The sequence below is a fragment of the Rhodocytophaga aerolata genome (assembly GCF_030503435.1).
GTDB lineage: Bacteria > Bacteroidota > Bacteroidia > Cytophagales > 172606-1 > Rhodocytophaga > Rhodocytophaga aerolata.
This window is the reverse complement of record NZ_JAUKPO010000004.1, coordinates 113,848-126,052: the sequence shown is the minus strand read 5'-3', so window position 1 is coordinate 126,052 and position 12,205 is coordinate 113,848. Positions and strand designations below refer to the sequence as shown.

General features: G+C 42.3%; 13 protein-coding genes. 12 read left to right on the top strand and 1 reads right to left on the bottom strand.

The annotated features are described in order from the left end of the window. Positions 1-463 precede the first annotated feature (463 nt). The 7 genes from Q0590_RS09340 to Q0590_RS09310 all read left to right on the top strand — a co-directional run bounded on the left by Q0590_RS09340 (position 464) and on the right by Q0590_RS09310 (position 4,386). Complete coding sequence (locus Q0590_RS09340) at positions 464-1,285, top strand: helix-turn-helix domain-containing protein (RefSeq protein ID WP_302037255.1); 822 nt, start codon at positions 464-466, stop codon at positions 1,283-1,285. A gap of 77 nt (positions 1,286-1,362) precedes the next feature. Continuing rightward, positions 1,363-1,989, top strand: a complete 627-nt coding sequence (locus Q0590_RS09335; protein WP_302037254.1) for an NAD(P)-dependent oxidoreductase — start codon at positions 1,363-1,365, stop codon at positions 1,987-1,989. A 91-nt stretch (positions 1,990-2,080) separates the two neighbouring features. Continuing rightward, positions 2,081-2,410, top strand: a complete 330-nt coding sequence (locus Q0590_RS09330) for an ArsR/SmtB family transcription factor (protein WP_302037253.1) — start codon at positions 2,081-2,083, stop codon at positions 2,408-2,410. Position 2,411: 1 nt separating this feature from the next. Continuing rightward, positions 2,412-2,885: an SRPBCC domain-containing protein gene (locus Q0590_RS09325; protein ID WP_302037252.1), complete on the top strand. Its 474-nt coding sequence runs from the start codon at positions 2,412-2,414 to the stop codon at positions 2,883-2,885. Continuing rightward, positions 2,882-3,262 (top strand): DoxX family protein, encoded by a 381-nt coding sequence (locus tag Q0590_RS09320; protein WP_302037251.1) that lies wholly within the window; start codon positions 2,882-2,884, stop codon positions 3,260-3,262. The genes Q0590_RS09325 and Q0590_RS09320 overlap by 4 nt, the downstream gene beginning before the upstream one ends. Before the next feature lie 60 nt (positions 3,263-3,322). Continuing rightward, positions 3,323-3,889 carry a DUF4256 domain-containing protein gene (locus Q0590_RS09315; protein WP_302037250.1) on the top strand — a complete coding sequence of 189 codons (567 nt, stop codon included), beginning with the start codon at positions 3,323-3,325 and terminating at the stop codon, positions 3,887-3,889. A 254-nt stretch (positions 3,890-4,143) separates the two neighbouring features. Further along, positions 4,144-4,386, top strand: a complete 243-nt coding sequence (locus Q0590_RS09310; protein ID WP_302037249.1) for a TraR/DksA C4-type zinc finger protein — start codon at positions 4,144-4,146, stop codon at positions 4,384-4,386. A 50-nt stretch (positions 4,387-4,436) separates the two neighbouring features. Here Q0590_RS09310 and Q0590_RS09305 read toward each other — a convergent pair whose 3' ends face one another. After that, positions 4,437-5,111, bottom strand: a complete 675-nt coding sequence (locus Q0590_RS09305; protein WP_302037248.1) for a hypothetical protein — start codon at positions 5,109-5,111, stop codon at positions 4,437-4,439. A gap of 642 nt (positions 5,112-5,753) precedes the next feature. Between Q0590_RS09305 and Q0590_RS09300 the strand changes: the two genes are divergently transcribed. The 5 genes from Q0590_RS09300 (at position 5,754) to Q0590_RS09280 (ending at position 12,118) form a co-directional block, all read left to right on the top strand. Then, complete coding sequence (locus tag Q0590_RS09300) at positions 5,754-6,188, top strand: hypothetical protein (protein ID WP_302037247.1); 435 nt, start codon at positions 5,754-5,756, stop codon at positions 6,186-6,188. A gap of 461 nt (positions 6,189-6,649) precedes the next feature. Then, positions 6,650-8,920 carry a heavy metal translocating P-type ATPase gene (locus Q0590_RS09295; protein ID WP_302037246.1) on the top strand — a complete coding sequence of 757 codons (2,271 nt, stop codon included), beginning with the start codon at positions 6,650-6,652 and terminating at the stop codon, positions 8,918-8,920. 252 nt (positions 8,921-9,172) lie between these two features. Further along, positions 9,173-9,463 carry an ArsR/SmtB family transcription factor gene (locus tag Q0590_RS09290; protein WP_302037245.1) on the top strand — a complete coding sequence of 97 codons (291 nt, stop codon included), beginning with the start codon at positions 9,173-9,175 and terminating at the stop codon, positions 9,461-9,463. Positions 9,464-9,625: 162 nt separating this feature from the next. Further along, positions 9,626-11,419, top strand: coding sequence for an ABC transporter ATP-binding protein (locus Q0590_RS09285; protein ID WP_302037244.1), 1,794 nt, complete (start codon positions 9,626-9,628; stop codon positions 11,417-11,419). A gap of 276 nt (positions 11,420-11,695) precedes the next feature. Further along, complete coding sequence (locus tag Q0590_RS09280; protein WP_302037243.1) at positions 11,696-12,118, top strand: response regulator; 423 nt, start codon at positions 11,696-11,698, stop codon at positions 12,116-12,118. The last annotated feature ends 87 nt before the right edge of the window (positions 12,119-12,205 follow it).

The following is a 12,205-nucleotide window of genomic DNA, read 5'->3' as shown; positions in this document are numbered from 1 at the left end:
TTGATATTCAATATTTTATAATATGTTAATAGATAAAATATATAAGATGAGTGTTACACTTTTAGACAGTGATTGTACGGTATGGAACACTATCCGAACAGGAGGGATGAGGCCAACACCCTGCAACTAGTCAAAGATGAAATGGTATTAAAACTTCCCGGTTCGTTTACTTTCTGACTTCGTAATACGCTGCCTTTTTACACGAATTAATTAAATTTTTCTCTCAGAACGTGTATCTTGTATTCAAACGTAATTTCTTACAAATAACTTCAGGTATAATAGCCTATACATACCCGAAAACAATAATAGTCCTTAGTCAGAAATGTCGGTTTTATTCTAGTTACGTATATGGCAAAAAGATTATTTTGCATTACATACGATTAGGTTGTATCCAAACTATAAATATAAAAGGGTAGGGGTAACCTAGAGTCTGCTCAGCAACAAAGCACAAATTTCTCTAAACATGGTCAATTACCTGGCAAGCAAGTATCAATCAAACAAACAACAGGCACTGTTGCAAGGCTATATCAAAAGTATGTTGGTGGTAGAATCCGGTACGCCTCAAAGCCCTATGCAACGCTTGCCATTCTTTGCCGATGGCTTGCCTGGAATAGTCATCAGCTTGGCAGATGATACGCTGTACCTGAATGGGGATGAAAAGAAATTACCAGAAGTATTTGTGTATGGGCAAACCGTAAAGCCTATTGACATAACGGCCTACACAGGTTGTAAAATCATGATTATCTATCTCTATCCGCATGTGTTAAAATCATTGTTTGGGATAGATGCAAGTCTGTTAGCGGATACCTGCCTGGATGTAGACCTGCTAAAAATGAAAGGCTTTGCATCGCTTAAAGAACAAATAGCCGATTGTAGATCTACTGAAGAGCAGAAGGCGTTGCTAGGTGGCTTACTTACTGAACGGATACATCAGCAGGCAAAAATACCTGAAAAAGACTTGCACTATGCCACTGACCTTCTGCTGCGCACAAAAGGGAATATACCGCTGCAAACATTATATGAGGAAGTAAATTTAACCGAGCGGACGTTTGAACGTAAATTTCTGGCGCATGTGGGCATAACTCCCAGCCTCTTTTCAAGAATATGCAGGTTCCAGGCAGCCATCACCCAGTTGCGGTCTGGCAAGCCATTCACCCTGACAGCTATTGCCTATGATAACGGATTTGCCGACCAGTCGCATATGGGAAGGACATTCAAGGAATTCACCGGCTTAACGCCTGCCCAATACCAGTTGCAATATCAGATGGCCAGGGAGAACTGGTAAGCAAGCATCCGTAATTGTCGGAATGGTTCTATACATAGGTTTTTTGAGAGCTTATTTTTGATAGAAAAAGCTCACCTATGAAACTTATCATTTTTGGAGCCTCAGGCACCATCGGCAAACAACTCGTCTTACAAGCTCTTTCTCTGGGACATTCAGTCACTGCATTTGGTAGAGACAAAACCAAACTGCAAGAATTCACTCATCCGCACTTGCACTTCTTTGAGGGGGACGTACTCAACAGTGCCGATGTAGAACGTGCCATCTCAGGTCAGGACGCCGTATTTTGTGCTTTAGGCAATGGCCGGAAAGGCATAGTGCGTTCGCAAGGAACCCACAACATTATTCGCGCCATGGAAAAAAAGGGCATTAAACGGTTGATCTGCCAGACTACGCTTGGCGCTGGAGATAGTAGAAGCAATCTTACCTTTTTCTGGAAACACCTGATGTTCGGATGGTTGTTGAAACAAGCCTACCTGGATCATGAGCTACAGGAAAAATACATTACCAGATCTTCCCTGGACTGGACCATCGTACGGCCAGCTGCTTTTACTGATGGCAAGGCTACCGGCCACTACCGGCATGGCTTTTCAGCTACTGATAAAACGCTGCAGTTAAAGATTTCCCGTGCTGATGTGGCTCTATTCATGCTGACACAACTTTCAACAGACGAATATCTGAAGAAAACTTCTGGGCTTTCCTATTAACTAGGTATACTGGTAGAACTGAAATAAAAACACAAGAAAAATTTGCGTAGTTAAATGGCTACATGTATATTTGTAGTCAAATAGCTACGCAATGAATTTACGAAGAGATGTATTCCAAGCCATAGCAGACCCCACCAGAAGGGCTATTCTGGTATTGGTTGCTACCCAATCTATGACGGCCGGAGCCATTGCCGCCAATTTTGATACCGCCCGCCCGACTGTTTCCAAACATTTGCACATACTCACTGAATGTGAATTGCTCCAACAAGAACAACAGGGCAGAGAAATGTACTATCATTTAAATCCCCAGAAGATGAAGGAAATAGCCGATTTTATTGAGCCATTCCGCAACATGTGGGAAGATAGGTTTACTAAACTGGAAACGGTAATGAAAGAATACAAAGCAAATAAACCAGCGTAATATGCTACAGAAAACAAAAATTAATGCCCAGGACGGTAAGCAGGATTTAGTAATAACCCGGGAATTTGAACTGCCGGTAGACTTACTGTTTAAAGCTTATGTGGAGCCTCAACTTGTAGAGCAATGGATGGGGACAAAAGTGCTCAAGCTTGAAAATAAACAGCACGGCAGCTACCAGTTTGAAACCACCGACCCATACGGAAACAAACACAGGTTCAATGGAGTCATCCATGAGTTTAGTCCGAACCGGAAAATTACCCGGACCTTTGAAATGGAAAATACCCCTTTTCCCGTTCAGCTGGAGTTTTTAGAATTTGAAGAACTCCCCCAAGACAAGAGCAAACTCACAATGCATATTGTTTATAAATCGGTTGCTGCCAGAGACCAACTATTGCAATTACCATTTGCTCAAGGCATTAATATGGCCCATAACCGGTTACAAGACCTGGTAAGCAATTTACTGAACATACGATGACAAAGAGACATAAAATCATCTATTGGGTATCTACCAGCTGGCTTGCCTTAGGCATGTTATCCACGGGGGTAGTACAGCTATTGAAAGTAGAAGAAGAAGTAGCGGACATCACACGCTTGGGCTATCCGCACTATTTTCTACCCATACTAGGTAGCTGGAAACTCTTGGGTGTAGTAGCCTTGCTTATTCCTAAGTTTGCGTTACTCAAGGAATGGGCCTATGCAGGCTTTTTCTTTGCCATGTCGGGAGCAACCTTTTCACGTATCGCATCCGGTGATCCGGTGAATGAATTGTTTCCTTCATTGTTACTGCTCATCCTGACGGTGATATCGTGGTATTTCAGGCCTGCCGATAGAAAAGTCATTTCCGTTACTTAGTAACTGAACCGTACACTTGACACACATATTTAACATAGATAATCTACCCATATGAATAAGATGGCAAGTCAAATAAAAGAGTTGTCCGCAGAACAACAGGAAGAATTACTTAGCGTTTTAAAAAACCGGTTTGAGAAAAACAGGAACCGTCATCAGGGACTTGAATGGGCTGATGTACAAGCAAAACTGGAAGCTATTCCCCAGAAACTATGGTCACTCCACCAGATGGAAAGTACCGGCGGTGAACCTGATGTGGTTGGCCAGGATAAAAATACAGGTGAATATTTATTTTATGATTGTTCAGCGGAAAGCCCAAAAGGCCGCCGGAGTGTTTGTTACGATTGGGAAGGACAACAGGCAAGGAAAGAACATAAGCCAGCAACTAACGCCATCGATATGGCAACGGCTATGGGCATCGAACTTCTGACCGAACAGCAATACCGGGAATTGCAGACACTTGGCAACTTCGATACTAAAAGCTCTAGCTGGGTGAAAACGCCTGAAGCTATTAGAGAACTAGGCGGCGCTCTCTTTTGTGACCGGCGCTACAACCATGTTTTTGTGTATCATAACGGGGCTGAGCCTTATTATGCTGCCAGGGGATTCCGGGGGATGGTAAAGGTATAAATTTGTACAAACAGGCAAATAGGTACTCTAGGCTATGTAGTTGAAGAAGTGACAGGCATTTCCTACTCTGCTAAACCACGCCAATGTTTATTAAATTGTACACGTAGCTAACTCTGGTATGGATAATTTCAAAAGGGGGAGTTGAATTTAATGTCTGCGAAAAATATGTATAAAAAAAGGGCGTATTTTTGACTATTGATTTACTTAAAAAAAATTACCATTACTATGTCGGTTTTGTATTAAAAAATGGTTCCATGAAATGTATTAAATGCAACAATGAAATACCAGAATTACGATTAAAAGCATTGCCAACTGCCAAAACTTGTATAGCATGTAGCCAGACAAACCGGGTAGCAGGCTTTCCAATTATTTCAAGCAAAACAACTTATTCAGAACTACAGATAGTCTCACAAGAAACAGCCGATACCTTATATGCAAAGCAAGAACGAAAAGGAAGCAGGCCATCGGAGGGAATGAACCAGGCTAACAAAGAATGAAAAGTTTCAGGATCTATTTTAATTGCCTCGACTTATTTTGCTGCTAGCTTTTACATGGCAGTCCGTTCAATTTCATTCAATGTTTGTTTGTACGCTTTTGTGCGCTCTACATACTTGAAGCGCTCGTTAAGCGTATGTTTGTTTACCCGGTAGCGAATCTGCTGATCTTCCACTTGCCAGATTAGCTGATAATTGTCTAAGGCTTTGTTGAATACTAATCCATCGGTTGTAGAAAGCATAATCTGCCTGGAGCGGATCAGTTCCTGATTCTTCGGATCATGACCAATAATTCCAAAACTGCCATACATTTTTAGCAAACTATCTACAATGTCCTGCTCTACGATATACCGGGTTTGGCTTAGTTGGCCATCCAGATAATATAAGGTCAGGGATTTTACTTTTGCCTGGAATAGCTTGTTCTGCGGCTCTTCAATAATGTAGAACGCTGCCCGCTCGTCAAAAAATTTCCCGTACAGATTTTCTTTAGGTAACTGAGTTTTATGGGCTTCTACTTTTTTCGCTTGAGCTGATAAAGTAAGCAGACCTTGAGGGACCTCTTGCCGATCAAAACTTGTGACAGACCGGCCACCTCCTTTGCCAGTATTTAGTGTAGTTACCGCTTCCTCTTGTCCTCGCTGCTGGCAGCCTATCAAGAAAATAACCAGAATTGGTAAAAGGAAACTTTTCTGTAGATTTTTACTTAAGAATAGTATGCAATTTCTCATGCGGTTTGTACTGTTAGGTTAAGTTGAATATTTTTTCTACGCCTGGTTACAGGGATTTATTTACTTCACAAAATATCCCCTGGGTTGCTTTGAACGTGTTAAACCCTACCGTTAGTAAATCAATCAGTAAGGTAACTAATCAGGCAATTACTTAAGCCAATTACTAATCCAGTATAGGTAAGCAGGGGATACGGTTTGTTGTGACACAGATTGCGCAGGATAAGCATAAGATGGTTGTTCAGCATAGGTAAAATTCGTTAAAAGTTCTCATACGCTGGTTTAAGCAGAACTACTTACAAGCGCTTTAGGCATCTAAGATATGCTCTTTCTCAAGCTTCCAGATCCTATAGTCTGGAAGGAATAGTCTGGCGGGCAGAAGCAGAAAGAGACCAATTAAGAAACGGGTAAACCAATATAGGCACTAGAGATGAAAAAGTAAATACCTGCCCGGACGTATGCACATAATTTTTCAAAGAAAGTTTCTTGAATAGTACAGATGCTATAGCCACAAACTCGCAGGAGTTATTTTGTTGATTTTATACTTCAAAATAAAGGGTTACTAAATACGCGGCTACACATAAACAGCAAATCGATAGTGAAGACTTACCATTCAGTCCTTACCTGCAAACCTATAAATTACTTATGCAACTAAAAGCACTTTTTACAAGATGGACAAAACTTGCCGCTTTATTTTTGATGGGAGGGGCTTTTGCCTGGACCCTGAAGTTAGCGGTAATTATTTCTACCAATGGACGAATTATTGATACAGGGGCAGCTGCATTTTTAATGAAAGTAGGCCTGGTATTGTTACTTATCGGATCTACTGGGATAGGTTATCGCCTGAGCCAGAACCGCCAGCTCTGGCTGCGTATTGTTGCCATTCTTATCTCCCCCTTTTTGCTCTTTGCTGCCTTTATGCCGTTTGCCTGGATGGCAGGTCCTTTGTTTAATGACATCCCAGTATGGTACGCCCAGCAAGAAGCACCCATTGCCATAGCAGTTCTCGTTTCTTTTGCTATTGGCTACTTGCTTTACAGAAGCTACCAACACACAAAAGAGTTGTCTATTAGCAAATAATCCTCTAGGAACTGTTAACCCTGACAAGCTAAACAACTTTACGTAAGATAAATTGCATCAGCCTGCATCTATGCTAGCGTATTTGCTTTAGGCTATTCCCTATATTAGTATATTAAAAAATGAGTCTGCTAACAGGGAAGTTCCTCTTGAAACTTTGTCTCATTCGTCCCCAAAAATCCTCTTTAGCTGCAATTGTTTTTCAAACAGGTTATGGCAGCGTAGCTCATCTGGCTAATCAATAATAAATACAGGTTTGCCGCCTTCGCATATCAGTGAATTGCAAATAGCTTAACCATGAATGCTTTCGTATCCAACTATGTTTCCAGTAGCAGGTAAATGGCTATAAATTTTCTCACCTGAAAATCATGTACATTATATCCGGAATTGTGTAAACCCATTAACAAAGGAGATGAGTACCTTTGTATGGTTTAGTTGTCGAACGTAGTTAAAGATATTGAGTCATGAATGCAGTTACAGAAACCTTAACTAAAAATGCAAGGCTGAACACCTCAAATACATCGAAAGGTCGCAAAGTTACGCTGCCTGTTACAGGTATGAGCTGTGCAGCTTGCGCGGTCAGTGTAGAGTCTATGCTGAAATCAGAGGAAGGCGTAAAAGATGCCGGGGTAAACTTTGCTAATCAAACGGCCTGGGTAGATTATAATCCTTCCCAAACAGCATTACCCAAGTTGCAACAGGCGATACAATCCATCGGGTATGATCTGATCATTGATGAGGATAATGCCAGTGAGAAGCAACAGGAAGTACAAGCAAAGCACTACCAGGAGCTTAAAACCAAAACCATATGGGCAGCAATTTTTTCTGCGCCGGTTGTGGTAATCGGGATGTTTTTTATGGATATACCCTATGCCAACTACATTATGCTGGCTCTATCGTTGCCGGTACTCTGGTTAGGGCGTAACTTCTACATCAATGCTAAAAAGCAGGCGCAACATGGCAAAGCAAATATGGATTCCCTGGTGGCCTTAAGTACAGGGATTGCTTTTTTATTCAGCTTGTTTAACACCCTGAATCCGCATTTCTTTCATGAACAAGGCTTACATGCCCATGTGTATTATGAGGCCGCCATCATGATTATTGTATTCATTCTGCTGGGAAAGCTGCTGGAGGAACGGGCTAAATCCAATACCTCTTCTGCGATAAAAAAGCTGATGGGTTTGCAGCCAAAAACAGTAAGAATTATTGAAAACGGCCAGGAAAAAGAAATTCCTACGGCACAGGTTAGCATCGGTAATATACTAGTGGTTCGGCCGGGAGAAAAAATTCCGGTGGATGGCAAGGTAACTTTTGGTACTTCCTATGTAGACGAAAGCATGATTAGTGGCGAGCCCTTGCCAGTAGAGAAAAAAGCAGAAGATAAGGTATTTGCCGGCACGGTAAATCAAAAAGGGAGTTTTAGATTCGAGGCAGAAAAAGTGGGTGGAGATACCATTCTTTCTCAGATCATAAAAATGGTGCAGGAAGCGCAGGGGAGCAAAGCGCCGGTACAGAAACTAGTAGATAAAATTGCCGGAATCTTTGTGCCGGTGGTAATAGGCATAGCCATCCTGAGTGCACTTGCCTGGATAGTACTGGGGGGAGATAATGCTTATACGCATGCCTTGCTTGCTTTTGTTACCGTGCTGGTGATTGCTTGTCCTTGTGCATTAGGTCTGGCCACACCCACAGCCATTATGGTAGGGGTAGGGAAAGGGGCAGAAAACAATATCCTGATCAAAGATGCCGAGAGTCTGGAATTAGGCTATAAAGTTAATGCCATTGTGCTTGATAAAACAGGCACCATCACCGAAGGCAAACCGGAGGTAACCGATGAACTGTGGCTTGCAGACGACAGAGACAAAGGTGTATATCAATCCATTTTAGTAGCCATTGAAGCCAGCTCCGAACACCCGCTGGCTGAAGCAGTCGTACGGAAGTTGCGAACTTCCGCGAGTCCATCTGTCGAGTTATCATCCTTTGAAAGCCTGACAGGAAAAGGAGTGAAGGCTACTTTTGAGAATGAAACATATCTGGTCGGTAATCAGCAGTTGCTGTCAGATCATCAAGTAGCTATCAGTAGTTCGTTACTTACTCAGGCAAACGTGTTGCAGGAGGAGGCCAAAACAGTGATTTTCTTTGCAAGTACCCACCAGGTAATAGCCATACTGGCCATTGCCGACCGTATCAAAGCTACATCTAAACAAGCCGTAGAAAACCTGCAAAAACAGGGGATAGACGTATATATGCTTACCGGAGACAATGAGCAAACGGCTAAAGCAGTAGCCACGCAAGTAGGGTTAGCCCATTACAAAGCAGAAGTACTGCCATCAGATAAAGCAGATTTTGTGAAAACTTTGCAACAGCAAGGCAAGGTTGTGGCCATGGTGGGCGATGGAATCAACGATTCACATGCCTTAGCGCAGGCAGATGTTAGTATAGCCATGGGCAAAGGATCGGATATTGCCATGGACGTTGCCAAAATGACCTTGATCACCTCTGATCTGAACCAAATTCCGAAAGCGTTAAAACTTTCCCGCAAAACCGTGCAAGCTATCCGGCAGAACTTGTTTTGGGCATTTATTTATAATATTATTGGTATACCCATTGCAGCAGGTATTTTGTATCCTTCTTTCGGATTTCTGCTCGACCCGATGATTGCCGGGGCAGCTATGGCCTTGAGTTCAGTATCTGTTGTTACCAATAGTTTACGTTTGCGGGGTGTGAAGTTGTAAAAGTACATTACAGTTTATATTAATGAATAAAGAAGGGGGATGATTCCCCTTTTTTATTGTGTAGGTTGATAAACTCTTCCTGATGGATCTACCTGCTTATTGACAGTCCTGAACTCTATGCTGCTACAGGATAGGAGGGATCTATACTTGCCGGATTGACCTGGCCATTTCCCTCACTTATAAAGAAGATTTAGTCTAAAAAAATTTGAAATATGGATATATATAAATATATTTAAAAATATTGATATATTTATGAATCAGGACATGGACCCCAAAGCAGTAGAAAAGTTGGCTAAGGCATTGAGTGATCGTAACCGTCTGTTAATTTTGCAAAAGATAGCCCAGCAACGGTGTGTTGGATGCTGCCAGGTGAATGAAGTTGTACCCCTGACCCAGCCGGCTGTATCTCATCATCTAAAGGTGTTAGTGGAAGCAGGGCTTGTTCATTCTGATAAAGCAGGAAGGAACATTAACTTATCGCTAAATATGGATAAGGTACAGGAGTTAATTAATTATCTAACACAGCTGAAAAGCAAGGAGTAGTAAGCTTTACCTGAGTATGCGTTGATTGTGGTATTTCCTGCCATCATCAGCCATAAGCACAATTCACACAGAAAGAAAAACTACTATTGCTTCACTGATGCTATCTGGCGAAACTGTTTTCATTTCTACCTAAGTTATTACTCATTCATATACCTTTTTTGCATGAAATTATTGTATTCGTACTTAAGCCAGTACAAAGGCTTAGTTCTGCTGGCACTATTGCTGGCAGCCATTAACCAGATTTTCTCCTTTCTGGACCCTTATATTTTTCAGAAAATAATAGATGGGTATGTCATCAACAAAGATGGTTCGCTGAAGAATTACAACAGTGTTAGTGTTTTCCTGAAAGGAGCCGGCCTATTGATTCTGGCGGCCATGGGCGTTGCGATGGTATCTCGCATAGCTAAAGCTTTTCAGGATTATTTTATTAACGTAATTACACAGCGCCTGGGTGCCCAGATCTATTCAGATGGCCTGCGTCATTCTCTGGATATGCCGTTTCAGGTATTTGAAGACCAGCGGAGCGGCGAAACCTTAGGCGTACTCCAGAAAGTGCGGATAGATGTGGAAAAGCTAATAGCGGCCTTTGTCAATATCTTGTTCACCTCTTTAGTGGGCATCATTTTCGTGATGACGTATGCCATTTCGGTAAACTGGCTGTTGGGTGTGGTGTATCTCTCCTCAGTACCCATACTTGGATTGGTAAGTTCTTTGCTCAGCAAACGGATTAAAGTAATTCAGAAAACAATTGTTGCCCAGACAACCAGCCTTGCCGGGTCAACTACAGAGTCGCTGCGGAATATAGAATTAATTAAAAGTCTGGGCCTTTCCGGACAAGAAACCAAGCGGCTAAACGATACCACTGCCAAAATTCTCAAATTGGAACTCAAGAAAGTCCGCTACATCCGCAGTTTGAGCTTCGTGCAGGGTACATTCGTAAATCTGCTCCGTAATGGACTATTACTGATGATGCTCTACCTGGTGGTGATTGGCGAACTTACAGTAGGGCAGTTTTTTACTTTCTTCCTCTACTCATTCTTTGTGTTCGGGCCGCTACAGGAGTTAGGGAATATTATTAATATTTACCGGGAAACAGAAGTATCGCTCGAAAACTTCCAGCGGATACTTAAGATGCCAAAAGAGCGTATTCCGGAAAATCCGGTAGATGTGGGCCGGCTTCAGGAATTGGCCTTTGAGCAGGTAAGTTTCAAACACCTGACTGCCGGGCAAAATGCCCTCACCAATATTTCATTCCACATGAATGTTGGCCAGACTATTGCCTTCGTAGGGCCATCCGGAGCCGGAAAAACAACTCTTGTAAAATTGCTTGTAGGCTTATATATGCCTCACACCGGGCAAATCTTATATAACAAAGTTCCCGGCAGCAGTATTGATCTGAACGGTTTACGGGAGCAAATTGGCTTTGTGACCCAGGATACACAGCTCTTTGCCGGCACCATCCGCGAAAACCTTAAATTTGCCGCCCCTAATGCTACCGATGAGCAATGTCTGGAGGTGCTTACCCGAGCGGCTGCCCATAACCTGCTGGCCCGCGCCGACAAAGGCTTGGATACGGTATTGGGAGAAGGGGGAGTAAAAGTATCAGGTGGGGAGAAGCAGCGCCTTTCCATTGCACGGGCCTTACTTCGCAAACCAACCTTGCTCGTGTTCGATGAAGCTACTTCCGCCCTGGATTCCCTCACAGAAGAAGAAATCAGTAAAACGGTACGTGATGTCTCGGAAAGCCACCACCACATGACTATTCTCATTGCTCACCGTCTCTCAACTGTACTTCATGCGGACTGTATTTTTGTGCTGGAAAAGGGCAAGATCGTAGAGGCCGGAAAGCATCAGGAATTGCTGGAGCAAAAAGGGTTATACTACGCCATGTGGCGTCAACAAGTCGGTGAGCGGACCCTTTCAGACACCGCAGCCTCCGTCTCTGTTCTATCGTAATACTCCTGGCAATACTGGCTTAACATGATTGTTGTTCAGTCAGTATTGCTAGTATCTAGCTTTATTGAATAAAGAAATTCTTTATAGGATAGTCGGGCATAGGAAATAAATGCTACATTGAGTAGTGAATATTATGATACGCAAAGCAGTTAATGTACCAATAACAATGGCCAATCTGTTATTAAGAGGTAGGCATAGACGTATGGCAGCCATACCAGTGAAACAGTTATTAGCTTAAGGAGCTAACAAATCTCTTATTGACCTAAGCAAAAAGCTATGAAAAAAGTAAGACAAGTGCTTATTGTGGATGATGATAAGGTTAGTAGAATAATCATGGAGGAGGCGGCTAAAGAACTCTTTGCCGATGCAACAATCATTTGCTGTTCTTCTGCTTTTGAAGCGTTAGGTTATATCAAAGAATACTGCATGCCTACGCTGGAGCATCCCCATAGGTATTGTCCTGAACTAATTCTCGTGGATATTACCATGCCTGTATTAGATGGGTATGAGTTTTTAACAGAGCTCTACCATATAGAAGGGCTGCGCCATAATTATACATCCGTTTTGCTGGTGAGCAGTCATAGCTATGATAAAGAGAAGGCCAAAGCCCAGTTATTCCCGATATTAGGATATGTAGAAAAACCTCTAACGGTTGAAAATTTACGCTATGCGTTAAAAAATATACTACCTATCAGATAATATAGCGTATATCGGTATTCAAAGAGTGCTTTGCATTTGCAGTTTATAAAACTACCGCTTTACTCTGTCTTCAACCTTACATTTTGG

Excerpts from the sequence above, each read along its gene's own strand:
- Q0590_RS09340 (WP_302037255.1), top strand. The coding sequence starts at position 464 with ATGGTCAATTACCTGGCAAGCAAGTATCAATCAAACAAACAACAGGCA.
- Q0590_RS09335 (WP_302037254.1), top strand. The coding sequence starts at position 1,363 with ATGAAACTTATCATTTTTGGAGCCTCAGGCACCATCGGCAAACAACTC.
- Q0590_RS09330 (WP_302037253.1), top strand. The coding sequence starts at position 2,081 with ATGAATTTACGAAGAGATGTATTCCAAGCCATAGCAGACCCCACCAGA.
- Q0590_RS09325 (WP_302037252.1), top strand. The coding sequence starts at position 2,412 with ATGCTACAGAAAACAAAAATTAATGCCCAGGACGGTAAGCAGGATTTA.
- Q0590_RS09320 (WP_302037251.1), top strand. The coding sequence starts at position 2,882 with ATGACAAAGAGACATAAAATCATCTATTGGGTATCTACCAGCTGGCTT.
- Q0590_RS09315 (WP_302037250.1), top strand. The coding sequence starts at position 3,323 with ATGGCAAGTCAAATAAAAGAGTTGTCCGCAGAACAACAGGAAGAATTA.
- Q0590_RS09310 (WP_302037249.1), top strand. The coding sequence starts at position 4,144 with ATGAAATGTATTAAATGCAACAATGAAATACCAGAATTACGATTAAAA.
- Q0590_RS09305 (WP_302037248.1), bottom strand. The coding sequence starts at position 5,111 with ATGAGAAATTGCATACTATTCTTAAGTAAAAATCTACAGAAAAGTTTC.
- Q0590_RS09300 (WP_302037247.1), top strand. The coding sequence starts at position 5,754 with ATGCAACTAAAAGCACTTTTTACAAGATGGACAAAACTTGCCGCTTTA.
- Q0590_RS09295 (WP_302037246.1), top strand. The coding sequence starts at position 6,650 with ATGAATGCAGTTACAGAAACCTTAACTAAAAATGCAAGGCTGAACACC.
- Q0590_RS09290 (WP_302037245.1), top strand. The coding sequence starts at position 9,173 with ATGAATCAGGACATGGACCCCAAAGCAGTAGAAAAGTTGGCTAAGGCA.
- Q0590_RS09285 (WP_302037244.1), top strand. The coding sequence starts at position 9,626 with ATGAAATTATTGTATTCGTACTTAAGCCAGTACAAAGGCTTAGTTCTG.
- Q0590_RS09280 (WP_302037243.1), top strand. The coding sequence starts at position 11,696 with ATGAAAAAAGTAAGACAAGTGCTTATTGTGGATGATGATAAGGTTAGT.